This is a genomic window from Rhizobium sp. R86522, from assembly GCF_042466255.1.
GTDB lineage: Bacteria > Pseudomonadota > Alphaproteobacteria > Rhizobiales > Rhizobiaceae > Allorhizobium.
The window spans coordinates 3037893-3063317 of the sequence record NZ_JAXHBX010000001.1 but is presented as its reverse complement, the minus strand read 5'-3'; the positions used below and the strand labels follow the sequence as shown (position 1 = coordinate 3063317).

At 62.4% G+C, this 25425-nt stretch carries 21 protein-coding genes; 8 read left to right on the top strand and 13 right to left on the bottom strand.

The genetic code is table 11. The features are described 5' to 3' along the window. Positions 1-5: 5 nt before the first annotated feature. On the bottom strand, positions 6-1043 hold the full coding sequence (locus SJY08_RS14865; RefSeq protein ID WP_377276606.1) for a Fe(3+) ABC transporter substrate-binding protein: 1038 nt from the start codon (positions 1041-1043) through the stop codon (positions 6-8). A 172-nt stretch (positions 1044-1215) separates the two neighbouring features. Here SJY08_RS14865 and rirA point away from each other — a divergent pair, with 172 nt between their 5' ends. From rirA to SJY08_RS14850, 3 genes are all read left to right on the top strand, one after another. After that, the gene (rirA, locus tag SJY08_RS14860; protein ID WP_377276604.1) at positions 1216-1704 is read left to right on the top strand and encodes an iron-responsive transcriptional regulator RirA; all 489 of its coding nucleotides are present in this window, start codon (positions 1216-1218) and stop codon (positions 1702-1704) included. 181 nt (positions 1705-1885) lie between these two features. Then, entirely contained in the window at positions 1886-3553 is a 1668-nt protein-coding gene (locus SJY08_RS14855; RefSeq protein ID WP_377276602.1) for a GMC family oxidoreductase, read from the top strand. Positions 3554-3603: 50 nt separating this feature from the next. Continuing rightward, entirely contained in the window at positions 3604-4137 is a 534-nt protein-coding gene (locus tag SJY08_RS14850; RefSeq protein WP_377276600.1) for a gluconokinase, read from the top strand. Positions 4138-4140: 3 nt separating this feature from the next. On the opposite strand, the gene aguB is transcribed toward SJY08_RS14850, so the two are convergent. From aguB to SJY08_RS14830, 4 genes are all read right to left on the bottom strand, one after another. Beyond that, positions 4141-5010, bottom strand: coding sequence for an N-carbamoylputrescine amidase (gene aguB, locus SJY08_RS14845; protein ID WP_377276598.1), 870 nt, complete (start codon positions 5008-5010; stop codon positions 4141-4143). A gap of 11 nt (positions 5011-5021) precedes the next feature. Then, positions 5022-6320 carry an FAD-binding oxidoreductase gene (locus SJY08_RS14840; RefSeq protein WP_054150780.1) on the bottom strand — a complete coding sequence of 433 codons (1299 nt, stop codon included), beginning with the start codon at positions 6318-6320 and terminating at the stop codon, positions 5022-5024. 9 nt (positions 6321-6329) lie between these two features. Then, positions 6330-7688, bottom strand: coding sequence for a glutamine synthetase family protein (locus SJY08_RS14835; RefSeq protein ID WP_054150779.1), 1359 nt, complete (start codon positions 7686-7688; stop codon positions 6330-6332). Positions 7689-7972: 284 nt separating this feature from the next. Next, positions 7973-9226 carry an NAD(P)/FAD-dependent oxidoreductase gene (locus SJY08_RS14830; protein WP_377276596.1) on the bottom strand — a complete coding sequence of 418 codons (1254 nt, stop codon included), beginning with the start codon at positions 9224-9226 and terminating at the stop codon, positions 7973-7975. 165 nt (positions 9227-9391) lie between these two features. Here SJY08_RS14830 and SJY08_RS14825 point away from each other — a divergent pair, with 165 nt between their 5' ends. After that, positions 9392-9754: a YbaN family protein gene (locus SJY08_RS14825; RefSeq protein WP_054150777.1), complete on the top strand. Its 363-nt coding sequence runs from the start codon at positions 9392-9394 to the stop codon at positions 9752-9754. Here the strand turns inward: SJY08_RS14825 and SJY08_RS14820 are convergent. Beyond that, entirely contained in the window at positions 9729-12563 is a 2835-nt protein-coding gene (locus SJY08_RS14820) for an EAL domain-containing protein (protein WP_377276593.1), read from the bottom strand. The two genes, SJY08_RS14825 and SJY08_RS14820, sit on opposite strands and share 26 nt — an antisense overlap. A 39-nt stretch (positions 12564-12602) precedes the next feature. Beyond that, positions 12603-13616: a FecR domain-containing protein gene (locus SJY08_RS14815; RefSeq protein ID WP_377276591.1), complete on the bottom strand. Its 1014-nt coding sequence runs from the start codon at positions 13614-13616 to the stop codon at positions 12603-12605. A 272-nt stretch (positions 13617-13888) separates the two neighbouring features. Here SJY08_RS14815 and SJY08_RS14810 point away from each other — a divergent pair, with 272 nt between their 5' ends. Further along, entirely contained in the window at positions 13889-14221 is a 333-nt protein-coding gene (locus SJY08_RS14810; RefSeq protein ID WP_150127448.1) for a helix-turn-helix transcriptional regulator, read from the top strand. A gap of 13 nt (positions 14222-14234) precedes the next feature. Here the strand turns inward: SJY08_RS14810 and SJY08_RS14805 are convergent, their stop codons facing one another. The 5 genes from SJY08_RS14805 to SJY08_RS14785 form a co-directional block, all read right to left on the bottom strand. Next, positions 14235-15287: a DUF2218 domain-containing protein gene (locus SJY08_RS14805; protein WP_377276589.1), complete on the bottom strand. Its 1053-nt coding sequence runs from the start codon at positions 15285-15287 to the stop codon at positions 14235-14237. Next, positions 15284-16114: an ABC transporter ATP-binding protein gene (locus tag SJY08_RS14800; protein ID WP_377276587.1), complete on the bottom strand. Its 831-nt coding sequence runs from the start codon at positions 16112-16114 to the stop codon at positions 15284-15286. Before SJY08_RS14800 ends, SJY08_RS14805 begins: the two co-directional genes overlap by 4 nt. Continuing rightward, positions 16111-17079 carry a FecCD family ABC transporter permease gene (locus tag SJY08_RS14795; protein ID WP_377276585.1) on the bottom strand — a complete coding sequence of 323 codons (969 nt, stop codon included), beginning with the start codon at positions 17077-17079 and terminating at the stop codon, positions 16111-16113. Before SJY08_RS14795 ends, SJY08_RS14800 begins: the two co-directional genes overlap by 4 nt. Before the next feature lie 77 nt (positions 17080-17156). Beyond that, positions 17157-18200, bottom strand: a complete 1044-nt coding sequence (locus tag SJY08_RS14790; protein WP_377276583.1) for a FecCD family ABC transporter permease — start codon at positions 18198-18200, stop codon at positions 17157-17159. Next, positions 18197-19186, bottom strand: coding sequence for an iron-siderophore ABC transporter substrate-binding protein (locus SJY08_RS14785; protein WP_377278621.1), 990 nt, complete (start codon positions 19184-19186; stop codon positions 18197-18199). Before SJY08_RS14785 ends, SJY08_RS14790 begins: the two co-directional genes overlap by 4 nt. 322 nt (positions 19187-19508) lie before the next feature. Between SJY08_RS14785 and SJY08_RS14780 the strand changes: the two genes are divergently transcribed. Continuing rightward, entirely contained in the window at positions 19509-21659 is a 2151-nt protein-coding gene (locus SJY08_RS14780; RefSeq protein WP_377276581.1) for a TonB-dependent siderophore receptor, read from the top strand. A 47-nt stretch (positions 21660-21706) separates the two neighbouring features. Here SJY08_RS14780 and SJY08_RS14775 read toward each other — a convergent pair whose 3' ends face one another. After that, on the bottom strand, positions 21707-22609 hold the full coding sequence (locus tag SJY08_RS14775; RefSeq protein ID WP_153761461.1) for an AraC family transcriptional regulator: 903 nt from the start codon (positions 22607-22609) through the stop codon (positions 21707-21709). A gap of 256 nt (positions 22610-22865) precedes the next feature. Between SJY08_RS14775 and SJY08_RS14770 the strand changes: the two genes are divergently transcribed. Both SJY08_RS14770 and SJY08_RS14765 read left to right on the top strand, forming a co-directional pair. Further along, a complete protein-coding gene (locus tag SJY08_RS14770) occupies positions 22866-24050 on the top strand; it encodes an FAD-binding domain-containing protein (protein WP_377276579.1) in 1185 nt (394 codons plus the stop codon). A gap of 29 nt (positions 24051-24079) precedes the next feature. Next, complete coding sequence (locus SJY08_RS14765) at positions 24080-25399, top strand: ABC1 kinase family protein (protein WP_377276577.1); 1320 nt, start codon at positions 24080-24082, stop codon at positions 25397-25399. The last annotated feature ends 26 nt before the right edge of the window (positions 25400-25425 follow it).

Below are 25425 nucleotides of genomic sequence, written 5' to 3'. Positions count from 1 at the left end.
GAAGATTACTGCGTTGCGCCGTCGTTCAGGCCGACCTTGTCGACCAGTTCGGAAGCGGTCTTGCGGTTGGCAGCGATGTCGGCGAGCGGCAGCGGATCAGCCTTGATCGCGCCGAAGCTGGCAACCATCTCGGAAACCTTGGCATTGGGGCCGACAGGATATTCGAAGACCTGCTCGGCATAGATGGTCTGCGCTTCGTCGGAAGCCAGGAATTCCATCAGCTTGACGGCATTGTCCTTGTTCGGTGCGTTCTTTGTCAGCGCCATGCCGGAAATGTTGACATGCGTGCCACGGTCAGCGGCGTTGGGGAAGAGAACCTTGACCGAAGCGGCCCAGTCCTTTTCTTCCGGATCCTTCTCGTTGGTCTTCATCAGACCGAGGTAGTAGGTGTTGGCAAGGCCGAGATCGCATTCGCCGGCATGGATTGCCTTCGCCTGGGCGCGGTCGTTGCCGTCAGGCTTCTTGACCAGGTTCTGCTTCAGGCCTGCGAGCCATGTTTCCGTGTATTCGGCGCCATGGTGGGCGACCATCGAGGCGAAGAGGCCGACATTGTAGGCGTGCTGACCGTCGCGCATGCAAATGCGGCCCTTCCACTTGGGATCGGCGAGTTCCTCATAGGTGATCGCATCTTCGGATACGCGGTCCTTGGAAGCATAGAGAACGCGGCCACGGGTGGTCAGGCCGAACCAATTGCCTTCCGGATCACGATACTGCGCCGGGATCTGGCTGTTGATGTTCTCGTCGACGAGCGGCTGGGTCACGCCGCCATCCCTGGCTTCCGTGAGGCGCGCGATGTCGACCGTCAGAATGACGTCGGCCGGCGAGTTTGCACCTTCTGCCGTGATGCGCTCGACGAGGCCCTTGTCGAGGAAAAGCACATTGGTCTTGATGCCCGTTTCCTTGGTGAAGGCGTCCATCAGCGGCTGGATCAGTTCCGGCTGACGATAGGAATAGATGTTGACTTCGCCGTCTGCCAGTGCCGAGCCGGCCGAAAGGGCCAGAACGGAAACTGCACCGAGTGCGATGGTACGGATGGATGTCATGGTAGGCCTCCCTCTTTGCGGATTGTTGAGGCGCATATTCATGAAATAGGATAAGCTGTCAATTGCAGTCCAGTTTAATCACCAACACGTGAGTTTAGAACTTGAGTATTTTGGAATTGTTCAAAACTGCAAAAGGCGCTATATAAGCCGCAAGAAAACAGAGGAATCGTGCATGCGTTTGACAAAACAGACAAATTACGCCGTGCGCATGCTGATGTATTGCGCAGCCAACAGCGATCAGTTGAGCCGGATCCCGGAGATCGCCAAGGCCTATGGCGTGTCGGAGCTCTTCCTGTTCAAGATTCTGCAGCCGCTGAATAAGGCCGGTTTGGTCGAGACCGTCCGCGGTCGTAACGGTGGCGTGCGCCTCGGCCGTCCGGCCGAAAAGATCACGCTGTTCGATGTCGTGAAGGTCACGGAAGACAGCTTCGCCATGGCGGAATGCTTCGAGGACGACGGTGACGTCGAATGCCCGCTGATCGACAGCTGTGGCCTGAACTCTGCGCTGCGCAAGGCGCTGAATGCCTTCTTCGACGTGCTTTCCGAATACACGATCGACGACCTCGTCAAAGCACGCCCGCAGATCAACTTCCTGCTCGGCATCGACGACCTGCAGCCGCGCCGTGTGGCCACCGCTCCAGCTGCCGCACCGGCCGCCTGAAAAACATCGAATATTCACTTGATCAAACCCGCCGAAAGGCGGGTTTTTTCGTTCCAGGGCAGTGCCTGTACGCCCGCCTTGCTTCCTTCCGGCACTCTGCTACGTTTACGTTCACGGCAGTTAAGATCTGCCGGTTGGGGCGGCTTGAAACGGGTCGCTGGTGCAGGTCTCTGGGGGGAGCATGTACGACTATGTCATCATCGGTGGCGGATCGGCCGGCTCGGTCCTTGCGGCGCGGCTGAGCGAGGACCCGTCGGTTACCGTCTGCCTGCTGGAAGCCGGCGGTCGGGGTGACGGCATCTTCGCCCGCGTGCCGATGGCGTCAGCGGCTGTTGTGCCGGGTCATGTGAAGAGCGGAAACTGGCGTTTTTCGACGGTGCCGCAGGAGGGCCTCAACGGACGTCGGGGTTACCAGCCGCGCGGTCGCGGCCTTGGCGGATCGAGCCTGATCAATGCCATGCTCTATGTCCGCGGGCATACCGGCGATTACGATGAGTGGGCGTCTCTCGGCTGTGAAGGCTGGTCGTGGAAGGACGTCCTTCCCTGGTTCAAGAAGGCCGAGGACAACATCCGTGGGGCGGACGATTTGCATGGCCGCGGTGGCCCTCTTCAGGTCTGCGATCAGAACTGGGCGCGCCCGATCAACCAGGCCTTCCTGAAGGCCTGCGAACAGCGCGGTCACCGTCAGAACGACGATTTCAACGGGCCGATGCAGGAGGGGGCCGGCGTCTATCAGGCCACCCAGTTCTGGAACGGCCCAAAGCGTGGCGAACGCTGCTCGGCAGCTGCCGCCTATCTCCACGACGTGATGACGCGGCGCAATCTCACCGTCATCACCGAAGCGCATGTATCGCGCATCCTGGTCGAACAGGGCAGGGCGGTCGGCGTCGCCTATCGCTTCGGCAAGGACGAGCAGCGGATCGTCCGCGCCGATCGCGAGGTGCTCTTGTCGGCAGGGGCGCTGCAATCACCGCAGATCCTGATGCTCTCGGGCATTGGCCCTGCAGACCATCTGACCTCTCTTGGCATTCCCGTCGTGCTGGACCGAACGGAAGTCGGCGCCAACCTCCAGGATCATCTCGACTACACCATGATCTTCCGCTCGCCGGATACCGACATGTTCGGCTTGGGTATCATGGCGACGCGCGATCTGATGCGCGCCGCAAACGAGTGGCGCACGGAGCGTATGGGTCACCTGCGATCGACCTGCGCGGAATCGGGTGCTTTTCTGAAGACCGATCCGTCGCTCGATCGTCCTGACATCCAGCTGCATTTCCTCGTTGCGATGGTCGACGACCACGTGCGCAAGATGCATTGGGGCCACGGCTATTCCTGCCATGTCTGCGTCTTGCGCCCGCATTCGCGTGGCACGGTCCGGCTCGCGAGCACCGATCCGTCCGCTTCGCCGCTCATCGATCCCGCATTTCTCTCGGATCCGCGCGACTTGGAAACCCTGCGCAAGGGTGCCCGCATGATGGCCGAGATCATGGCAGCCCCCGCATTCAATCGCTATCGCGGACCTGAACTCTATCCGGCCGGAACGTCGGATGCGGAACTCGACGCGGCGATCCGTACCCGCGCCGATACGATCTATCACCCCGTCGGCACCTGCCGCATGGGCTCCGATGGCGATGCGGTGGTCGATCCCGATCTCAGGCTGAAGGGCATAGTGGGGCTGCGTGTCGTCGACGCCTCAGTCATGCCGCGTCTGATTGGCGGCAACACCAACGCCCCCGTCATCATGATGGCGGAAAAGATCGCCGCATCCATCCGGGCAGAGGCGAGAGCAGCCAGGGAACGGGCCACCGGCAGAAGCGCAAACAGTGAGAGCGGATTGCATTTCGCCTGAACCTTCCTATTGTCGCGGCCCCTGGATGAGGGCTGAGGAAGAGGAAGAGCATGCCGCAGGACAACAAGCTGGCCGCCCCGCAGGCGGTGATCGTCATGGGAGTCAGCAGCTGCGGAAAGTCCTCGGTCGGCGAGGCGCTCGCGGCCCGTCTCGGGCTTCCCTTCATCGAGGGGGATGTCCTGCACCCCGAAAGCAACGTCGCGAAGATGGCCGCCGGTACGCCGCTAACCGACGAGGATCGCTGGCCCTGGCTGACCGTGATCGGCGAGCGCATGGCGGACGCCTTGGCGCGCGGGGAGGGGATCATCGTGTCCTGCTCGGCGCTGAAGAAGATCTACCGCGAACACTTGCGTGCCGCGACCGGTGGTCGCCTCGCCTTCGTCTATCTCGATGGTTCACGGGAACTGCTCGGCCGCCGCATGGGCGCCCGCACTGGGCATTTCATGCCGCTTGGTCTGCTCGATAGCCAGCTCGCCACCCTGGAAGTCCCGACCGGCGAGCCGGGCGTTGTCACCGTCTCGATCGATCAGACCGTCGAGGGCATCGTCGCCGACGCGCTCGACGGTCTGAAAGCGGAAACCTGAGCTTCAGCCCTCGTAACCCAGGAGCGGGCCGTAAAGCTCCGGCCGGCGGTCTCGGAACAGGCCCCAGCTGGCGCGCTGCCTTGCGATTCCATCGAGGTCGAAGGTCGCGGTCAACACCGTCTCAGTCTCCCGGTCGGCAGTTGCCACCATTGAACCGGTCTGGTCGCAGATGAAGGACGAGCCGTAGAAGGTAAGCGAGGTACCCTTGCGACCATCTTCCTTGCCGATCCAATTCGACGCGATGACCGGCATGAGATTGGCCGCTGCATGCCCCTGCATCACCCGCTGCCAATGGCCGGAGCTGTCGAGGCTCGCATCCTGCGGCTCCGAGCCGATCGCGGTCGGATAGAACAGAAGTTCGGCGCCTTGCAGCGCCATGGCACGGGCCGCCTCCGGGAACCACTGGTCCCAGCAGATGCCGACGCCGATCGCCGCATGCCGCGTCTCCCAGACTTCGAAACCGGTATCGCCGGGCGAGAAGTAGAACTTCTCGGTATATCCAGGACCATCAGGAATATGGCTCTTGCGATAGATGCCGAGCACGTCCCCGGTCGCGTCGACGATGGCCACGCTGTTGAAGAACGTCTGCCCGGCCTTTTCGAAGAAGCTGACGGGAATGACGACGTTGAGCTCTTCGGCAAGCGCTGCGAAGTGCTCGATCAGTGCATTGTCATGGGCCGGCTTGGCGAGATCGAAGAACTCGGCGATCTGGTCCTGGCAGAAATAAGGTGCCTCGAACAGCTCCTGGATCAGGACGATTTGTGCGCCCTTTGCGGCAGCCTCGCGCACGAGCTTTTCGGCCCGTACGATATTGCCGGGCAGATCCCATGTGCAGGCCATCTGGGTGGCGGCGACGGTGACGGTGCGGGTCATCTCTTCTTTCCTCAAACGCCGAGCCGATCACGCATGCCGTAATACCAGGCACCGAGTGCCGTGAACGGCACGCGGAACATGCGCCCGCCCGGGAACGGATAGGCCTGCAACGACGACCAGACATCGAAGCGGCTCATCTGGCCATGAACAGCCTCGCCAAGGATCTTGCCAAGCAGATGCGTCGTCGTCACGCCATGGCCGCTGTCGCCATGCGAGAAGTAGACCGTGTCCGACAGCTTGCCCATATGCGGGATGCGGGTCAGCGTGAGGGCAAAATTGCCGCTCCAGGCATAGTCGATCTTCACGTCCTTCAGCTGCGGGAAGGTTTTCAGCATGTTCGGCCGGATGACGCCCGTCAGGTTCTTAGGGTCCTGGCCGCCATAGCCGATGCCGCCGCCGTAAAGCAGGCGGTTGTCGGCGGTGCGGCGGTAATAGTCGAGCACGTAGTTTGCATCTTCGACGCAGTAATTGGAGGGCAGCAGTTCCTCGATCAGCTTGGCATCGAGCGGCTCCGTGGCCATCACCTGGCTGGAGACCGGCATCATCTTCTCGGTCACCTTCGGCGCGATGCCGGCCATATAGGCATTGCCGCAGACGAGAATGTGCTTGGCCCTGACAATGCCGCCCTCGGTGCAGACGAAGGGCTGCGGGCCGGTGTCGAGATGCACGACCTTGGAGTTTTCAAAGATCTTGGCGCCGAGGCTTTCGGCCGCTGCCGCCTCGCCGAGCACCAGATCGAGCGGATGGATATGGCCGCCGTGGCGATCGATCATGCCGCCGACATAGCGGTCGGTCTTGGCATACTTGGCGACCTCGGCCTTGGAGACCATCTCCAGCCCGTCATGCCCATGCTTCATCCAGTGGGCCCGGACGTCCGCCATCTCCTTCACCTGCTTGTCGGTGAAGGCTGCGAAGAACCCGCCGTCGACGAGATCGCATTCGATCCCGTATTTCGCCACGCGCTCGCGGATGATCCGACCACCCTCGAGCGACATCTCGCCGAGCCGATCCGCCTTTTCCTGCCCGTAGCGTTTTGCAATCGTTTCAAGATCACGGCTATAGCCGTTGACGATCTGACCGCCATTGCGACCCGAGGCGCCGAAGCCGATCCGATCGCCTTCGAGAACGATCACGGCATAGCCCTTTTCCGAAAGCTCAAGGGCTGCCGAAATGCCGGTAAAGCCGGCGCCGATGATGCAGATGTCGGCCGTGTGCTGGCCGTCAAGCTTCGGGCGCACGCGCTTGTCGCGGGCAGAGGCTGCGTAATAGGTGGCCGCATGGCCGGGATTGGGTCCGATCGACTTCGTCATGGCTTCACCTCACACGGTCCGGATATAGGCGTCGTATTCGACGTCGGTCACACGCAGCGAGAACTCCGAGAGTTCCTGCTGCTTGCAGGCGGTATAAAGGCTGCGATATTTCGGCCCGAGCGCCGCATAGGCAAAGCTCGACTTGCCAAAGCGCTGAAGCGCATAGTCCCAGTTGGTCGGCAGCGGCTCGTGGTTGACGGCATGGTCGTCGCCGGAGATCGCCCCACCGGGCGAAAGCTTCTCCTTCATGCCGGCGAGCGCCGCCGACAGGATCATGGCGAGAACCAGATAGGGATTGGTGTCGGATCCGGCGACGCGATGCTCGATGCGAGTCGCAGGCTTCGATGCGGTGATGACGCGAACGGCAGCAGACCGGTTATCGAAGCCCCAGGACGCATAGGTCGGCGCATGTTCGGATGGGCGCAGGCGGCGATAGGAGTTCTGGTGCGGTGCAAAGATCGCCATGCTCTCGCCCATGCTTTCGAGAAGCCCGCCGACCGAATGGAAAAGGGCGTCCGAGGGTCCATCCTCGCCGACATAGATGTTCTCGCCCTTCTCGTTCAGGATCGAGAAATGCACATGCATGCCGCTACCGGCCTGGGTGCCATAGGGCTTGGCCATGAAGGTGGCGTCGAGATCGCTGGCGCGCGCCACACCCTTGACGATGCGCTTGAGCAATACCGCATAGTCCGCAGCCGCCAGCGCATCCGGCACGTGATTGAGGTTGATCTCGTACTGACCGGGACCGTTTTCGCGCAACGTCGTATCGGCCGGCACGTTCTGGGCGCGGGCGGCCGTCGAAATGCCGTGGAAGACCTCTTCGAAGTCCTGCAGTTCGGAGATCGACAGAACCTGCGTCTGGCCGGTATGCCAGCGACCGTCTCGCGTATTTGGCGGACGTACCGGATCGAGCGCCGAGCGCACCGGGTCGATCAGGTAGAATTCGAGTTCTGTGGCAACGACAGGCGTCAGTTTCGCCGCTGTGAAGCGCTTCATCACGTTGCCGAGCACCTGGCGCGGATCGGCGTAGAAGCTCTCGCCTTCCTGCGTGTGCATTTGCAAGAGCACCTGCGCCGTCGGGCGCGACAGCCAGGTCACGCGCGAGAGCGTTCCCGGAACCGGAAAGCAGATGCCATCAGGATCGCCGGTTCCCTCGGCAAGGCCCGCGGCATTCACGTCGCGGCCCCATACGTCGAGGGCATAGACCGAGCGCGGCATGGCCATGCCCTTGGTCAAGACGTCGATGGCCCGCTCGCGTGGGATCCACTTGCCGCGTGGCACGCCGTTCACGTCAATGACGAAGGCTTCAAGTACTTCAATATCGGGATTTGCCGCGAAGAATTCGCGTGCCTCTTCGGCCATGTCCATGGATCACCGTGTGGCTGATGTCGATCGGGTTCGAAACACGCATAAGGGCGCGAACGGATGCTGGTCCGCTAACGATAGACGCTTTTCGCGTTATGGATCAAACACCGGCGCATGCCACTGTCCGTCTTTTCCTGATCCCCTCGACCGGCGGCGTTCTTGCGACGCGAGCTTCGTTCCGGCCTGTTTCCACCGGGAAACAATTTGATCAAATTATGAGGGATGACTACCACCTCGGCGCCAAAAAGGCTAGCCCCCTGAGAAGGGGGCTAGAAACGCGTTGTTTTTCAGGGGCGAAAACGCTCAGGGCTCCAGGCCTTTGCGTCGATGAATGTCTTCTCCCCGTCCATCATTTCCCCGATCAGACGGCCCGTGACCGGACCCAGCGTCAGGCCGTGATGCGCATGGCCAAACGCGAACCACATGCCCTCGTGGCGCGGCGCCTTGCCGATGACCGGCATCATGTCGGGCGTGCAGGGGCGGGCGCCCATCCAGGGTTCGGCGTCGAGCCTGTCGGCCAGCGGGAAGATGTCGCGCGCCACCTTTTCCGCCCGGGCGAGCTGGACGGGAGACTTGGGCGCATCGCGATTGGCAAATTCCGCACCCGTCGTCAGGCGAATGCCCTTTTCCATAGGTGCCAGGAAATAGCCGCGCTCGGCATCCATGGTCCAGTTGTTGAGGACGGCATTGCCCTCGGGCGCGTAGTGCATGTGGTAGCCGCGCTTGACGCCGAGCAGGAAGCGGTAGCCGAACTTTCGGGTGACTTCCTCCGACCAGGGGCCAAGTGCCAGCACCACATCGTCGCCATCGACCATCCCGTCATCGGTCTTTACGCGCCAGCCCTTGCCGGAAGCGCCCGTTTCCAGCGATGTGGCGTCGCCCTTGACGAAGCGCCCGCCAATCGACTGAAAATAGGTGAGATAGGCTTGCGTCAGGCCATGCGGATTGGTGACCGACCAGGGGTCGTTCCACTTCAGACCGCCGACGAAGTCGCCCCTGATATGTGGCTCTTCCTTGGCCAGCTCTTCGCGGTTCAAGGCCCTGTAGCTGACGCCATATTCGCGGGCGAGGCGAGCGGCCTCGGCAAGCTCGCCGTCGCGTTTGGCCGTCGTGCGGAAGATCTCCATCCAGCCATCCTTGCGGATCAGATGGTCGGCCTTGGCCGCCTGGATCAGGTCCTGATGCTCGGTGATCGAGTTTTCGATCAGTGGCGCATAGGCGCGTGCAATCGCCTGATGGCGGCTCTTGTTCGAATGCCACCAGTAGCGGGACAGGAACGGCACGAGCTTCAGCATCGCGCTTGCATGATAATGCGCGTCGATCCGGTTGTTGAAACCGTAGCGGATCAGCATCCCGAGTTCCTGCGGGAAACCGTAGGGCACGACGCCCTCGCGCTGGATCAGGCCCGCATTGCCGAAAGAGGTTTCCTCACCGGCGCCCCGGCGGTCCACCAGCACCACCGAACGCCCGCGGCGGGCGAGATGGATGGCTGTGGAAACGCCGATAATGCCGGCGCCGAGCACGAGGGTAACCTTGGACATGTCAGTTGAATTCCTGAATGTGGGATTGCCGGGCAAGGATGCATTTCAGCCTGTTGCGGCGCAAACGAAAAATCGCCGCATTTGCCGCAATCCTCAAAATCCTTGTCGATCCCGAATCATGCCATATCTCCAGTCGAAGCGACGGCAGCCAGCGAAGGGGACTTGATGCGCCTGCTCATTCTTGGCTGCGCCTGGCTGATGGTCGGGATCGGTGTCATCGGCATTTTCCTGCCGGTCTTGCCCACGACGCCTTTCATGATCCTCGCCGCCGCGCTCTTCGCCCGGTCTTCCCCGCGCTTCGAGCAATGGTTGCTCGACCACCCCCGCTATGGACAGCCCCTGATCGACTGGCGTCGTGAAGGCGCGATTTCGCAAAGGGCCAAGATTGCATCGGTGTCGTTGATGACCCTGAGCTACGGCATTGTTGTCTTCTTCGGGCCACCGCAGCTTTGGCTGAAGCTGCTGATCGGCGTCATCCTCGTCGCCTGTGCGGCCTTTGTCCTCACCCGGCCTGCGCCAGGGCGCTGACAGAGGCTTCATGGCCGCCGGAAAGCAGCGAGTGGGCGGCCGACAGGGCCTGGACCTGGCGGGCCGACTGCGGCCGGCCGAAGAGATAGCCTTGCCCTTCTTCGCAGCCCATGGCCGTGAGCATTTCCGCCTGCAGCGCATTTTCGATACCCTCGCCGACCACCTTGAGGCCGAGGCCGTGGGCGAGCGTCATGACCGCCTGAACGATACTCTGGGCTGCGGGATCGCTGACCATGTCACGGACGAAGGACTGATCGATCTTCAGCTTGTCGAGCGGCAGGCTGGAGATGTAGCTGAGCGATGAATAACCTGTCCCGAAGTCGTCGAGGGCAATGGTCACGCCGAGATCACGCAGCGCATCCAGTTTGGTGAGAAGCTCCTCGGAGCGTTCGACGAAGATGGATTCGGTGATCTCGACATGCAGCCGATGTGGCTGAAGACCGCTGGCGTCGAGCGCCGCACGGATGTCGGAAAGCAGATCGCCGCGCAGAAACTGGACCGGGGAAATGTTGACCGCGACGCTGACATGCGAGGGCCAGTTCGTGGCGGCCTTGCAGGCCTCCCGGAACATGAACTGGCCGAGATCGCAGATGAAGCCATTGGCTTCCGAGATGCTGATGAATTCCGCCGGCGAAATCATGCCGAGCGTCGGATGCTGCCACCGTAAAAGCGCCTCGGCGCCCACGAGCCGCCCGGAGGTGAGGGCGACCTGGGGCTGAAAGAGCAGGAAAAACTGTCCCTGATCGAGCCCGGTGCGCAGCTCTGCTTCGAGCAGCCTTGAGCGGGCCCTGCGCAGCGTCGAGGCGGGGTCATACGCCCGCCAGCCACTTCCTCCGACCCGTTTGGCATCGATGAGCGCCAGTTCGGCTGCTTCGATCCATTTCCCCGGGCTGCCGAGGTTTTCCGAGCCACTGCAGGCGCCGATGCGGGCGTTGAGTTCGATCTTGATCCCGTCGATACCGAAGGGCGTGTCGAAGAGTGCGAGCAACTGCGCGGCACTTTCAGCGAGTGCATCCTCGCTCTCGATGCCGGCGGTCGCCAAGCAGAGAACGTCGCCAGCAAGCCGGGCCGTCAGGCCGTCTATCCCCGCATGGCGCCGAAGTCGGGCGGCGACGGCCTGAAGGACGCTGTCGCCTTTTTCCCGGCCGAGCATTTCATTCAGATGACCGAAGCGATGCAGGTCGATGGCAAAGACGGAGAAGCCGCGTCCGGTGGCTGCCATCGCGTCGATCAGGCCGCGTCGGGTCAGGAGCCCGGTGAGGTCGTCGACCCGTGCCATCTCTTCGAGCTTGGTTTCGTAGAGGCGGCGGGCCGTCACGTCTCGCAGGCTGATGCAGGTTACATGTGAGCCGACCGGTGACAGCCCCTGGCCGCCACGGCTTTCGAAGGGCGAGATCGTAATGGCGGCTTCGAGATGGCGCCGGCCCTTTCGGCCCGGAATGTCGAGTGCAACGGTCTGGCTGTGAATCTGCTGGGGCTCTGTGATGTGGATCGCTTCGAGAGCGAGCAGAGCCTCGGTGAGGGCAGGGGGCGCAAACACACTCAGATTGCTACCGCGCACAACCGCTTCGTCGCGTTCGAGCACGCCGCTCAGGGTCTGGCTTGCATCGAGCAGGTTACGCTTCTGATCGAGCACGATGACCGGGTCGATGCTGTCATTGATGATGCGCTTCAGGACACGGCGAATGTCGCGATTCTCCGTTACCGCGAGCTCCGCGAGCCATCCGCTGAGCCCCACTTTTTCGGCCATCAGCATGAAAAAGCCGAAGGCGAACATCAGCCAAAGGCTGGCGGTGTGGAAGACCAGGGCCTCGTGCTTGTAGAGGAGGAAGGAGACCGCCTCGGCAATCGTCAGCAAGGCTGCGGACGCTGCGAGCGGCACGCCCAGCAACTGGCGATGGAATGTCAGCGTATAGGCGATGATCAAGGCCGCGAGCAGCAGGCCGATCGGCTCGGTGCGCAGTGGCCGGAGAATTCGCTCCTGGACCAGTGTCTCCGTCGCCAGCACATGCAGCATCGGCCCGCTGAGGATGCCGTAGACGGGCACCGCAAAGAGGTCCTTCAGTTCCGTCGCATAAGCGCCGACCACCACCGACTTGCCATCGATGGCATCGCCTCCGACAGCGCCGGAGAGGATATCGGTGACCGAATAGGTGGGAACTGTTTCAGGCCGAATGGAGAAGTCGATCTCGAGCCGGCTGGTCCGTGCATCACTGTAGCCGGCAAGGACTGCGGGCGCCGACTGCGTCGGAATACCGTCGATGAGTTCCGTCACCGGGAAGGACCGCATCAAGCCATCGTCATCAAGCGCAACGTCCACCAAAGCCGGCCAGGAATGCTCCGCAAAGATCGGCAGCGGCGCAGTCACAGTCAACGGATCCGATGACCTGGCACCGAACTGCTGACGGAAAATCGGCAGGATGACACCGCCACCGGCCTCTTCGAGAGCTTTTGCAAGCCGGACATCATTTTCCGGCTGGGAGGGCGTGCTGAAGTCGATATCCAGGAAGATGTCCTGAGCGCCAGACGCCACGAGCCTGTCGATCAGCTCGGCATGTACGGCGCGCGGCCAGGGCCAGGTGCCAACCTCGATCAGGCTTTTCTTGTCGATCGCGACGAATACGAAGTCGCCGCTGGCAGCACGGGGGGCCGCAGCGGCGCGAAAGGCGCTCAGATCGTTGTCGAGATGCTGTACGACCGAGATTGATGGCAAGATGAGCGGCAGCGCCATGATCACGGCGATCATGGCGACCCGAAACGAAACCAGCCTTGCGAGGAAGCCACGTGCAGGGCGAATGCTATCCGTCATGCGCGTATCCTGGCGGTGGTGTGACGAAAGCCATCATCATCAGCGGTCGCTTTTGCCGTTGCCATTTCCGCCGGCATTGCCGTTGCCGTTTCCGCCACCGTTGCCGTTTCCGCCGGCATTGCCGTTGCCGCCACCGTTGCCGTTTCCGCCGGCATTGCCGTTGCCGCCACCGTTGCCGTTTCCGCCGGCATTGCCGTTGCCGCCACCGTTGCCGTTTCCGCCACCGTTGCCGTTTCCGCCACCGTTGCCGTTGCCGCCACCGTTGCCGTTTCCGCCACCGTTGCCGTTGCCGCCACCGTTGCCGTTTCCGCCGCCGTTGCCGTTGCCGCCACCGTTGCCGTTGCCACCAGCATTGCTGTTGCCAGCAACGCTGCTTTTGGATTTGCCCGCGTCCATAGCGCCCTTGGCTTCATCCATCGTCGACGTCGCCTTGACGACGCTGCCTGCGGCCGGAACCTTGGCCTGCGACGGCGCCACACGCGTGATCTGCGGTTTTTCCGAAAGCCCGGCGACGGTCATGCCGGATGCATCCACCTGCGCACCCTGGCCGGCACCCAGGTCACTGCGTTCACCACTGCCGAAACTGGTCACCTGGACCAGGCCCCGTTCGACAGCGACCGCAGCATTGGCCTTGCCGACCTTGACGGTGAATTGCGTACCCTTGACCACGGCCGCCAGGAACGGGGTCTGCACCGTCGTATGCGGACGCTGCCGTTTCTCGATTTCGAGGCTGATCTCGCCCACCTGCTGAACCACCTCGGTCTTGCGGCTGATATCCTGGCCCCGGGTAATGATCGCCGCCAGTGTATTCGGCTGAAAGGCGATGCTTTCCGTACCGCGCACCAGCTGCAACCGCCCCCGCGGCCCGGTCGAGATCCAGGCCTTGTTGGGCACCTGCATGCCTCTCTTGAGCGGAACCCAGGTTTTCTTGTCGACGGTGTAGGCGACCTGTGCCGTCGCCTTAGCCGCCATCCATACCTCGCCCGCGGCCGATGCCGCACCGGCAAGGCAAGTCAGGAAAAGACAGAGGACGGTTGAAACGATGAAGCGCATGATGGGTCTCCCTTGAGCTCCTAATTCAGCACGCGTTCCTTAAGATTCTTCTGAATTTGCTCTGCCGGTTTTATCAAATGCCTGTTTATTCGACGGAATATTCGCGAATCCTGGCGTATCTCGCTCGGGCGGACCCTTGAAAATTGCGCGGGCGGCCTCGACGTGTTCCGCTCAACGGGGTGACGAAAGCTTGATCAGCAGCCACGCGCTTCTAGTTAGCCTTACGGCGAGTGGTTTCGACGCTTGCGTCAAGCAAACCCGAAAGGACGTCCGTGACCACAGGAAAACAGGTTTCAGCAGCCAGAATGCTGCTCGGCATGACGCAGGCGCAGCTCGCCGACCGAGTTGGCCTTTCTGTCTCAACGCTCGAGCGACTGGAGAACGCTGACGAGGGCGCCGAGGATGAAGCAAGCGCGCGCGCTCAGATAAGCGCCGTTCTCGAAGAAGCGGGCATCACGTTCATCGATGAACGGGTGACAAGCGCTGCAGGCGGCTTTGGCGTGCGTCTTTCCGTCCCGGCTTCCCAGTCTGTCGACACCGGCAGCGACGAAACCGTTCAGTATCCTGAAATGGCGAGGAACGGGCCCTTCGGCGCCGGGGGCTGAAAAGCTCGGGCTCTCAGCTCTCTTTCTCCCAATACCAGGCGACGTATTGGCGTCGTCGGTCGCGCGCCTTCTCGGCAAGATGACGCTTGATCGTCCGCACATCCGCCTTTTCGCCCGCGAACCAGACGAAGGTCTCGTCCTCCACGTCCTTGAGCGCCGTCTTCACCCGATCGACCAGAACATAGGCATCGCCGACCGAATAGGATGATCGGTGCAGCCATTCGACATGGACCGGAGACAACCCTCGCAATGGCTGTTCTTCACCGGCATCTTCGACTTCGATGATCGCCCGCATCGTCACGCCTGATGGCGCTTCCTCGACCATCCGGGCAATCGCTGGCAGCGCACTTTCGTCGCCGGCAAAGAAGATGTCCTGCGCAGCGGGCAAGCCGCCGCCGCCGGGTCCCATGATCGCCACCTGCTGGCCGATCTCAGAGTCCCGCGCGAAATCCGCGCCCGGTGTGGCGACACCTTCGGCCGGATGCTGAAGGATATCCAGGCTGATCTGGCGTGCTTCCGCGTCGACGTAACGGATCGTGTAGATCCGCACGAGCAACTCGTCGGGCCAGCCGATGCGTCCGTTCTCCTGAAGGTGAGGCCAGACAGGTGTCTGATCTTTCGGCGGCACGAGCAGCCGTACATGCATGTTGCGATCGAGAAAGGGCGTGACGTCGGCGACGGAGAGCGTCACCCGCCGCATCCTTGGCGTGACATCCTTGACGCCGACGACGGTCGCCTCGTGGAAACCGGGTGGTTTCACCTTCGCGGCTGGCTTTGACCACTCAAGCGAGAAGGGTTCATCCCCGGCAAAAAAGAAAAGATGTTCGGCAAACATCGTGCGGGTGACGGCCAGCGCCTCTTCGCCCAAGGTGCTAATCTCGATCTGCAGCACGTCCTCGGCCGTCACGATGTCGATCGTCCAGTCCTCCGATTTCAACGTGGCTACGCCATCAGCGTGAACGACGTCCGAGTGCTCGACGAAGTGTTCGCAGATTTCGGCGAGCATGGCGCCGACATCGGCGGGACGGGCGATGCCTGAAAGTTTGGTGGGCTGAAGATCGGTCATGAAAACGCCAGTCGAGTGAGGGAGGACGAGGGTTGCATGTGGTGCCGCCCGATCGGGAGCATCATCGGTCGGCCGGAGGTCGGATCGGTGAGGATCCGGGCCTCGAGGTTGAACACCCGGCGCACCATGTCTTCGGTCAAGACCGTGTCCGGGCTGCCGCTTTGGAAGGGGCTTCCATCCAGCATGGCGACCAGATGATCTCCGTAGCGGGCTGCCAGGTTCAGGTCGTGCAAGACCATCACGATGGTCGTGCCGCGGCTGCGGTTGAGATCGGTCAGGAGATCCAGAACGTCGATCTGGTGGCTGATGTCGAGAAAGGTCGTTGGCTCGTCGAGCAGCAGCAATTCGGTCTCCTGGGCGAGTGCCATCGCGATCCAGACCCGTTGCCGCTGGCCACCCGAAAGCTCGTCCACCGGCCGGTCAGCCAGGTCCGCCGTCTGCGTGGCCGCCAGGGCATCGGCGACCGCCTTGTCGTCGTCCCTGGTCCAGGATTGAAACAGGCCGTGATGCGGATGGCGACCACGGCTCACCAGATCCATGACCGTGATGCCATCAGGCGCGATCGGGGATTGTGGCAGAAGCCCCAGCCGGCGCGCGAGTTCGCGGGTCGGCAGCTTGTGGAGCGCCTTGCCGTCGAGCATCACCTCGCCGGCCTTGGGCTCGATCAGCCGCGACATGGCCTTGAGCAAGGTGGATTTGCCGCAGGCATTGGCGCCGACGATGGCGGTGATCTGGCCGGATGGAAGGCTGAGGTCGAGGTCCCGAAGGACCAGGCTTTCACCGTAACCGGCCGAAAGGGTCTTTGCTTCGAGGCGTTGATCGGTCATGTCGCAGCTCCCCGACGGTTGCTCCGGATGATCAGGGTGATGAGGTAGGGTGCCCCGAGCGCCCCGGTCACCACGCCGACCGGGTATCGGCTTGGCAAAAGAAACTGGCCGACGAAATCTGCCGTAAGGACCAGCAAGGCGCCGACCACGGCGGCCGGCAGGAGAATGGAGCTGCGTCGTCCGAAGACGCCGCTTGCGATTGGCCCAGCGAGAAAGGCGACGAAGGCAATCGGCCCCGTGACCGCGGTCGCGCTGGCGATCAGTCCGACGGCACAGACGATGACCAGGAGTTTCGTTGAGGCAACGTTTACACCGAGCGCGGTTGCCGTATCGTCGCCGGCCCGCATGACATCGAGATCGCGCGCCTTGGCCAGAAGCAGGCTGCCCAGCGCAATCAGGGCAACGATCAGGGGAATGGCCTGATCCAGCTTGGCGCCGTTGAGGCTGCCGGTCAGCCAGCGCATCGCTTCCTGCAGGCTGAAGGCGGGCGCGCGCGACAGGATGTAGGCAATCATGCTTTCGAGCATGGCAGAGACGCCAATCCCGACAAGGATCAGCCTCGGGCCGGCAACGCCGTTCTTCGAGGCGAGGCCATGCACCAGAAGTGCGATTGCAAGGCCGGCACCTACGGCGAGAAGAGAGACCAGCGGCCCCGTGAGTGAAAGCACGACGATCGCAAACACCGCTGCCGCGCTGGCGCCGGAGGTGATGCCGATGATGTCGGGGCTGGCGAGAGGATTGCGCAATAGCGTCTGGAAGGCCGCTCCCCCGAGGCCGAAACTCATGCCGGCCGCAATCGCGAGCACGGCACGCGGCAGGCGCAGTTGCCCCACCGTGAAACCTGCCCCGGCAACCTGTTCTCCGATGAGGACGCGCATGACGTCTCCAAACGGCGTGAAGGTGCGACCGGCCATCAGCGTCAGCGTGAAGCCGGCGAGAATGAGGGTCAAAATAAGGATCAGCATGACCAGCCGCCGGCGCGTTCGGTGCTTGCGGTTTGCCGCGACTATTGCTGTCAGGGAAGCATCTGATCGAAGAAGGGTCACAGCTCTCTCACCTTCTGCCGACGAACGATGAAGATGAAGACCGGCGCGCCGATAAGGGCGGTCACGACGCCGACCTCGAGTTCGGACGGGCGTGCCGCAAGGCGACCGAGAATATCACTCGCCGTCAGCAGGATGGCCCCGCCGATCGCGGAGAATGGCAGAAGCCAGCGATGATCCACGCCCACCAGCAGCCGGCAGGCATGCGGGACAACGAGGCCGACGAAACCGATCGGGCCGCAGACGGCTGTCGTCGCGCCACACAGCACGACTGCACCAAGTGTGGCCATGCCTCGCGCCAATGCCACGCGCTCGCCAAGCCCCGCGGCGAGTTCGTCACCGAGCGCCAGGGCATTCAGGCGTCGGGCTGAAAGCAGGCACAGCAGAAACCCGACCAGAAGAAACGGATAGATGTGCTCCATCCGCTCGAAGGTGGCGCCCCCGACGCCCCCGATCTGCCAGGAGCGGATGCCACCGGCAATGTCTGCACGCGGCAAGACGACGGCAATCACCAGCGATGTAAAAGCGATCGCGGTTGCCGTACCAGCAAGTGCGAGCTTCAGCGGCGTTGCGCCACCGCGTCCCATCGAACCGATGACATAGACGAAGACGGCTGTGGCAGCGGCGCCCGCGATGGCAATCCAGATGAAGGCATCAGCCGAGCTGATGCCGAACCACGCCACCCCCACCACAACGGCAAGCGATGCGCCGACATTGACGCCGAGGATGCCGGGATCGGCGAGCGGATTGCGCGTCACGCCCTGCATGACGGCGCCGGCAAGGCCAAGGGCCGCACCGGCGAGCAGTGCCAGAACGGTGCGCGGCACACGGGTCGCAACCGCGGCGCGGTCAAGCGTCGAGACGTCCCCGGACAGGGCCGCCAGCACCTCCGACAGCGGTACATCGCGGGTGCCGATGGTGAGGGACAGCAAGGCGACGCCGATGCAGACCGCGATCGCCGCAGCCAGCCAAACGACGCTGCCCTTGGCCGTCTTCGGAAGAGACGGCCGATGGGCGGAGGAAAGGGAGCGAGCAGAAATCATTCCGTCTTTCGCGCCGCGTCCGCGAGCTTTTCTACATAGGCGGGCAACACCCAGGTGATCGACAGCGGCGTGGGATTGGCTGCGGTTCCCACGGGATCGCGGCCGAGCGTGACGATGGCGTCATGCTTCACGGCCGGCATATGGGACAGGAGAGGATTGGCCTTCATGGCCTCGATCAAGGCCTGATCGCCATAGGTCACGAGAATGTCGACGTCATCGAAGAGATCGATCTGCTCGGCACTGATCGAACCGGCGAAGCTGCCGGTCGTCGACGCCTGCATCACGCTTTTCGGCATCGAAAGTCCGAGATCGGCGAAGAACCGAACGCGGGTGTCCTGGGTCGTATAGAAATTGACGATGCTGAGGTCGGTCGCGTCGAGATGGGTGACGAACATCGCCCGTTTACCCTTGAGTTCAGGATACTTGGCGACCTCGGCTGCGATCTTCTGCTCGATGTCTGCAATCAACGCTTCGCCATCAGGCGCCATCCCCATGCCGGCACTGTCAAAGCGGATTGTTTCACGCCAATCCGTCGACCATGGCGCCTGCGGATAGGCGATAACGGGGGCGATCTGGCTCAAGGTGTCGTAGTCGGATTGGCTCAAGCCCGAATAGGCGGCGAGAATCACATCCGGTGCCGTCCCGGCAACCGCCTCGAAGTCGATCCCGTCCCCCTCGTCGAACAGGGTAGGGGCCTCGGCGCCCAGGGACTTCAAGCGCTCCGACACCCAAGGCAGCAGCCCGTCGCCGTCGTCGTCACCGAAATTCGCAGCCGCCATGCCGACCGGCACGATGCCGAGGGCAAGCGGGACTTCGTGATTGGCCCAGGCCACGGTTGCCACGCGTTGCGGTTTTTCCGGAACGGTCGTCTGCCCGAGCGCATGGCTGATCTCGAGGGGAAAGCCAGCCTCCTCGGCAGCAACGACCGTCGAGCCGGAGACGGACAACAAGATGGCTGCAAGAGGCGCCAGGTGATGCAAATTGATCCGCATGGGTCCCAATCATCCCTTGGTTAAGTTGACTGTCCCTCTCAGCTTCAATTCCTGGGGTCAAGCAATTTGGACCGAGCTGACGACATCGGCTCTTGATTTTCCGGGGGATTTTACAAAAGAGAGAAATCTACAATACTGGATGAAAATTATCCAGTTAAAGGCGTGCAGACCGATCCGATCTCGGACTGCAGCGGCCGGGGCTCAGGGATAGGGCCACAGGAGACTGCAGAGCTGGATCCGGTGTCGGTCGGCGCCCGACGATGATCCTCAATGTTCATCGTGTGGGAATGTCGGAACGTCAAATTCTGGAAGCAACATGATCAGAGCCATTTCCGCCCGGGGCGCCACGCGCGTCTCCCTTCGCCATCGCATCAGCATTCTTCTGGGCTGCACGGCATTCGTAGCCTTGATGCCGGTATTCGCCCTCGCTCAGGACGCCGATACCGACGGCGACACGACCGTTCTACAGACGATCACCGTCGAAGGGGCCGGCAAGGCTGACGCGGATTCAAAGTCGATCGTCGCGACCCAATCGAGCGCTGTCGGCAAGATGCCCGGCGAGATCCTGACAACGCCTGCGACCGTTTCCGTCGTCACATCCAGGGAAATCGAGCAGCGCGGTGCGGACAGCATCGAGAAGGTCGTGCAGTACACGGCCGGCGTGACCACCGATTTCTACGGATCGGACGACCGTTTCGACTACGTCACCATTCGTGGCTTTTCGCCCTACACCTATCGCGACGGTCTCGCCATCGGCCGCACCTGGCTGGGCGTGAAGGAGGAACCCTATGCCTTCGAGAGGCTTGAGATCCTGAAGGGCGCCAATTCGACCGGCTTCGGCGTTTCCGATCCGGGTGGTGCCATCAATTATGTGACGAAGACGCCGCGCAGCGAGCGGTTCGGCGAGGTCTATGGCACGGTCGGATCCTTCGCCCACAAGGAGACGGGCTTAGACTTCGGCGACAATCTGACGGAAGACGACACCCTGTCCTATCGCCTGACCGGAAAGTTCCAGCGGGCCGACGGTGAGTATGATTTCTCGGAGAACGACGAGAACTTCATCATGGGCGGTTTGACCTGGCGTCCCGCCGACATGACCAATCTGACATTCGTCTTCGATCACCTCGACCGCAATGTGACACCGAGCGGTGGCGGCCATCCGCTCCACACGGATTTCGATCGGGACCGGTTCTTCGGGGAGCCCGATTTCAACTACGATGCGACGAACCGCAATACCTATACGATGCTGTTCGACCACGATTTCGGCAACGGCCTGAGTTTCAATTCCAGTGCGCGCTACAGCAATTCCAACCGCGACACCGGCTTTGCCTATATCTATGATTCCAGCGGTGCTGCCGACCTGTCGGACACCAGGGCAAACCGCATCTACTCTCTCGGCTCCGGATCAAGCGAGCAGTTCATAGTCGATGCCCATCTGCTGTACGAGGCAAGCTTCGATCAGGTGGAGAGCCGCACCCTCGCGGGTGCCGATTACAACAGCATCGAATCCACCAACGAGTCCGGCTATCTCTGGGGCGCAGGCACGCCTTCGATCGATTGGCAAAATCCCGTCTACGCAGGTCTGCCGTCGGCGATCCCGCTCTCGACCCGCAAGAGCAACGACCGAAGCACGCGGGCCATCTATCTGCAGCAGGATCTGATCTTCTCGGACCGCGTCACGGCCAGTGTCGGCCTGCGCAACGACTGGCTCGATCTCGAAGAGACCGATCTGGGGACCCGGGTGTCCAAGTCGCGCGACTACAGTGAGTTCAGCAAGCGCGTCGGTTTGAGCTACAAGGTCACCGAGGAACTGGCGGCCTATGTCAGCTATGCCGAGTTTGTCGCCCCGCCAAGCACGGGCAACGAGCCTCTCTATGGCTCCCAGTACGAAGTGGGCGTCAAGTATCGTCCCGACGCCTTCCCCGGTCTGATCACCGCCTCGATCTACGACCTGACGCTCGAAAACATCACCACATCCGAGGGACCGTTCTACCTTGCGACCACGGTCGAAAAAGTGCGCCATCGCGGCCTGGATCTCGAAGCAAAGCTGGAGGTCACGCCGAGCTTCGGGCTGATCGCGGGATACAGCTACATCGACTCGAAGATCGAGGATACGAGCACCGCTTCGAACTCGGTGAACGGCAAGCGCATGTCTCAGGTTCCCGAGCACATGGCCTCGCTCTGGGGTACCTACACGCTCCCAGGCAACGGTGATCGCGGCGACATGACGTTCGGGGCAGGGGCGCGCTTCATCGGCTCCTACTATTTCGACAATGCCAACACCCGCAAATCCGATGGCGCGGTGGTCTTCGATGCCTCCTTCACCTATGCGATCAAGGAGAACACGAGCTTCCAGCTGAACGTCAGCAACCTGTTCGACGAAAAGCACATCGCCAACAACGACGGCGGTGCCCTCTACTACAATCCCGGACGCGCCATCTACGCGACCCTTCGCCAGACCTGGTGAAAAACAGCGAGGGCTCGCCGCGCAGAGTGCGACGAGCCCTCGGCCATCTAGATCGAATGCTGTTGTTTGCGTCGCCAGACGGCCGGGGTCTCCCCGGTGATGCTGCGGAACACCTTGGTCAGATGCGCCTGGTCGGAAAAGCCGAGCTGCGCACTGATGCCAGCGATGCTCATCTCCGTTTCCGAAAGCATCTGCCGCGCCATGTCGATCCGGCGTGACAATTGCCATTGGAGCGGCGTCATGTCGGTAGTCTGACGAAACACCGTGGCGAACCAGCTCTCCGACAGGCCAACGACATCGGCCATTTCTCGCACGCTCAACCGACGCCCGCCGCAATTGGCGAAATAGCCGGAAAGCCGGTTCAGTTGCGCCTTGGTGAGATGCCCGGCATGCGCAGCGCTTCGACCTTCGCTTACCCGCAGGTCGAGAAGTCCGGTGATGATGCTGCCCACCAGGTTCTCTGCAAAGGCTGGATGCCTGCCATCCGTCGACAGCTCGTCCACCACAAGCGTCGCAAGGCTGGCCAGGGGACCGGGATCCTGCAGTTCAACCGGCTGCCTGATGATGGCCCGCGCCGCCGATGAGCCGACAGCCGGCGTGAGATACCGCATCAGCCGTTCCTGGTGCAGATGCAGGTCGAGGTGGGAAAAGCGATGGCGGCTGCTGAACTTCGTCCACATCGGCATGCCGGCCGGCACATAGATGGCGCGTGCCATGCCCCGCTCGCCCCGGTCCAGTTCTTCCGCCCGGTCCGCCACCCGGATCTGGCTGCTGACATCGTTGAAGAAGAAGACGATCCGTGGATCCGGCGAGAGATAATAGCCGTTTGCCCCTGCATGGCCTTCCGCTTCCCAGTGGACACCGACGACGCCGTCGAGGGAACGCCATCTGGGCGGCATGAGGGCGCGAATGCCCTCAATTTCGGACTGCATCGAATGGAGATATGTCAAACCACTGGCCTCTCACCCGGTTTCGGTGACCTGCACATGCGTCATGGCGCGGCGCACTATTGGCCGGATGCAGGCGCTGGGTCAATAAAGATGACTTAATAAATCATATTTTTGAACTGTGCCTGTGGGCGTGGCTGTTCTGCGCCAGGGCTCAGATCGTGACGAAGGAGCGCAGGTCCGCCTTCGACGCGGAGCCGTAGTGTTGTTCGGCAGGCATCAGTCAGTGCCAGCCGGATTGAACGCATCTGGAGTAACGATGGCAGACTTCGACTTCCCGCTGACCCGCAGCGACGCCCTTCAACGCCTGGACGATTTTCTGCCGCATGCGGGTGCTGCCTATGCACGCTTGCGCAACAAGGAACAGGGGCAGGGAGAGCATGTGCATGTATCGCGATTGTCTGCCGCGCTGCGCAGACGGCTGATCTCCGAGCAGGAGGTTGTCGACGCGGTGCTGACCCGGCACGGACTGGCGGCGGCCGAAAAATTCGTCAGTGAAGTGTTCTGGCGCACCTACTGGAAGGGCTGGCTCGAGCAGCGCCCGACCGTTTGGGAGGATTATGGCGCAGCCGTCGAACGGGCGCTGGAGCAGGTGGATGCAGTGTCGGGACTGCGCAAACGCCATGCCTCGGCGATCGCTGGATCGACCGGCATCGACTGTTTCGACGCCTGGACCAAGGAACTGAATGAAACGGGCTATCTGCACAACTGGGCGCGCATGCAGTTTGCCTCGATCTGGATCTTCACGCTCGGCCTGCCCTGGGAACTCGGCGCCGCCTCGATGTTCGACCGTCTGATCGACGCGGATCCGGCATCGAACACCCTGTCCTGGCGTTGGGTGGCGGGGCTGCACACGGCCGGCAAGGCCTATCTCGCCGATGCCGAACGCATCCGCTCGATGACCGATGGCCGCTTTGCGCCCGCCGGCCTGGCACGTACGGCCCGCATTCCCGCAGACAGTGTACGGACCCCTTCACCTGCATCCATTCGGCTGACCTCTTCGCCGGATCCATCCGCAGCCACCCTGTTGCTGCTGACCACAGAGGATCTGTCTGTCGAGCAGGTTGGCGCGATACGTGCGCTGCCGGTGAAGTCCATCTCTTATCTTGAAGGTCGCAACTCGTGGGACGAGACTGCTCTCGCCGATGCTCTTGCACGTACCGCACAGGTGTGGCCGGATGCGGAAGTCTGCGGGGCTCTCGCCCCTGGTGAGCTTCCTGCCGCAGCAAAATCGTCAGGCTGCACACAGGTCGCAACCGCTTTCCTGCCCGTTGGCCCCGTCGCGTCTTCCATTGCCCCTGTGCGAGGCGAGTTCGACAGGCTCGGCATCGCCTTCACGGAATATCTCCGCGAGTGGGATCGGATGGCCTGGCCACATTGCCGGAAGGGCTTCTTCGGGCTGAAGGAGAAGATTCCAGCCCTTCTGCAGGCGGGGCACCGCTGACATGCGCTCCAATGCTCGGAAGGATAGTCATGAGTGATCGTGATCGATACAGGCCCGTCCCTCAGGGGCGTCTCAGCCGGCTCGCAGCACTTGGCCAGATTGCCGGTGGCGTCGCCTCGGGCATGGTCGCCGAGGGCTTGAGCCGCCTGGCGAAAGGTGAGCGTCCGCATCTGAGAGACCTGCTGCTGACGCCGTCGAACGCACTGAAGGCGGCGGATCAGCTGTCGCGCATGCGCGGCGCGGCCATGAAGCTCGGCCAGATGATCTCGTTGGAACCGGGCGAATTCCTGCCGCCCGAACTCCAGTCGATCTTTGCGCAGCTCCGGTCCTCAGCGCATTTCATGCCGCCGAGCCAGCTTGCAGCCTCATTGTCCAGCGCCTGGGGTCCGGACTGGCGACGCCATTTCATCCAGTTCGAGACGACACCGATCGCGGCCGCATCGATTGGACAGGTGCATCGGGGCGTTCTGTCCTCAGGCCGTCCCGTTGCCGTCAAGGTTCAATATCCGGGTGTGCTCCAGAGCATCGATTCCGACATCGACAATGTCGCGACCTTCCTGCGCCTGTCGGGCCTTCTTCCCGCAGGTCTCGACATTGCGCCACATCTGGCCGAAGCCAAGCGGCAGTTGCGGGAAGAGGCCGACTATCTGCGCGAGGCGGAGGAAATGCGTCGCTTCGGCCGCCTGCTCGCCGATGACGACCGCTTCGTGGTGCCGGCCCCGGTGGAGGAACTCCTGCGGCCGACGGTCCTGGCGATGGATTTCATCGAGGGGGCTCCGCTCGAAACCCTGGCCCATGCACCCCAGGCGCAAAGGGATGCGGCCATGCAGGCGATCTCCGAGCTGGCACTGCGCGAGCTTTTCGTCTTCGGTCACATGCAGACGGATCCGAACTTCGCCAACTATCTCTGGAGGCCTCGGGACGGACGGGTGGCCCTGCTCGATTTCGGCGCGGTACGACCGGTCTCCCCGCAAAGCGCCAGAGACTACCATCTCCTCCTGCAGGCGACCCTCGGTGATAGCGTGACGGCGGTGCGCCATGCGCTGATGGAGATGCGCTACCTGTCCCGCGCACAGATGGACCGCTACGGGCCGACACTGGACCAGATGATCATGATCGTTCTGGATCATGTCCTGAAGGCGCCGGAGGGGCTGGTTGATTTCAGCGACCGTGGCCCACTCGTGGAGATCCGCGAGCGCGCGGTGCCGATTTTTGCCGATCGCGCGCTCTGGGCGTTGCCGGCTCCGGACAAAATGTTCCTGCAACGCAAGATCACTGGGCTTGCGCTTCTCAGCATGAAGCTGCGCGTCCGGATGCCGCTCTCGTCCATGCTCCGGGATTATGCCTGACGCGTATTGCAGAGAGGCGTGCCGTC

Coding starts and splice junctions, on each gene's coding strand:
- SJY08_RS14865 (WP_377276606.1), bottom strand. CDS start 1,043: ATGACATCCATCCGTACCATCGCACTCGGTGCAGTTTCCGTTCTGGCC.
- rirA (WP_377276604.1), top strand. CDS start 1,216: ATGCGTTTGACAAAACAGACAAATTACGCCGTGCGCATGCTGATGTAT.
- SJY08_RS14855 (WP_377276602.1), top strand. CDS start 1,886: ATGTACGACTATGTCATCATCGGTGGCGGATCGGCCGGCTCGGTCCTT.
- SJY08_RS14850 (WP_377276600.1), top strand. CDS start 3,604: ATGCCGCAGGACAACAAGCTGGCCGCCCCGCAGGCGGTGATCGTCATG.
- aguB (WP_377276598.1), bottom strand. CDS start 5,010: ATGACCCGCACCGTCACCGTCGCCGCCACCCAGATGGCCTGCACATGG.
- SJY08_RS14840 (WP_054150780.1), bottom strand. CDS start 6,320: ATGACGAAGTCGATCGGACCCAATCCCGGCCATGCGGCCACCTATTAC.
- SJY08_RS14835 (WP_054150779.1), bottom strand. CDS start 7,688: ATGGACATGGCCGAAGAGGCACGCGAATTCTTCGCGGCAAATCCCGAT.
- SJY08_RS14830 (WP_377276596.1), bottom strand. CDS start 9,226: ATGTCCAAGGTTACCCTCGTGCTCGGCGCCGGCATTATCGGCGTTTCC.
- SJY08_RS14825 (WP_054150777.1), top strand. CDS start 9,392: ATGCGCCTGCTCATTCTTGGCTGCGCCTGGCTGATGGTCGGGATCGGT.
- SJY08_RS14820 (WP_377276593.1), bottom strand. CDS start 12,563: ATGACGGATAGCATTCGCCCTGCACGTGGCTTCCTCGCAAGGCTGGTT.
- SJY08_RS14815 (WP_377276591.1), bottom strand. CDS start 13,616: ATGCGCTTCATCGTTTCAACCGTCCTCTGTCTTTTCCTGACTTGCCTT.
- SJY08_RS14805 (WP_377276589.1), bottom strand. CDS start 15,287: ATGACCGATCTTCAGCCCACCAAACTTTCAGGCATCGCCCGTCCCGCC.
- SJY08_RS14800 (WP_377276587.1), bottom strand. CDS start 16,114: ATGACCGATCAACGCCTCGAAGCAAAGACCCTTTCGGCCGGTTACGGT.
- SJY08_RS14795 (WP_377276585.1), bottom strand. CDS start 17,079: ATGCTGATCCTTATTTTGACCCTCATTCTCGCCGGCTTCACGCTGACG.
- SJY08_RS14790 (WP_377276583.1), bottom strand. CDS start 18,200: ATGATTTCTGCTCGCTCCCTTTCCTCCGCCCATCGGCCGTCTCTTCCG.
- SJY08_RS14780 (WP_377276581.1), top strand. CDS start 19,509: ATGATCAGAGCCATTTCCGCCCGGGGCGCCACGCGCGTCTCCCTTCGC.
- SJY08_RS14770 (WP_377276579.1), top strand. CDS start 22,866: ATGGCAGACTTCGACTTCCCGCTGACCCGCAGCGACGCCCTTCAACGC.
- SJY08_RS14765 (WP_377276577.1), top strand. CDS start 24,080: ATGAGTGATCGTGATCGATACAGGCCCGTCCCTCAGGGGCGTCTCAGC.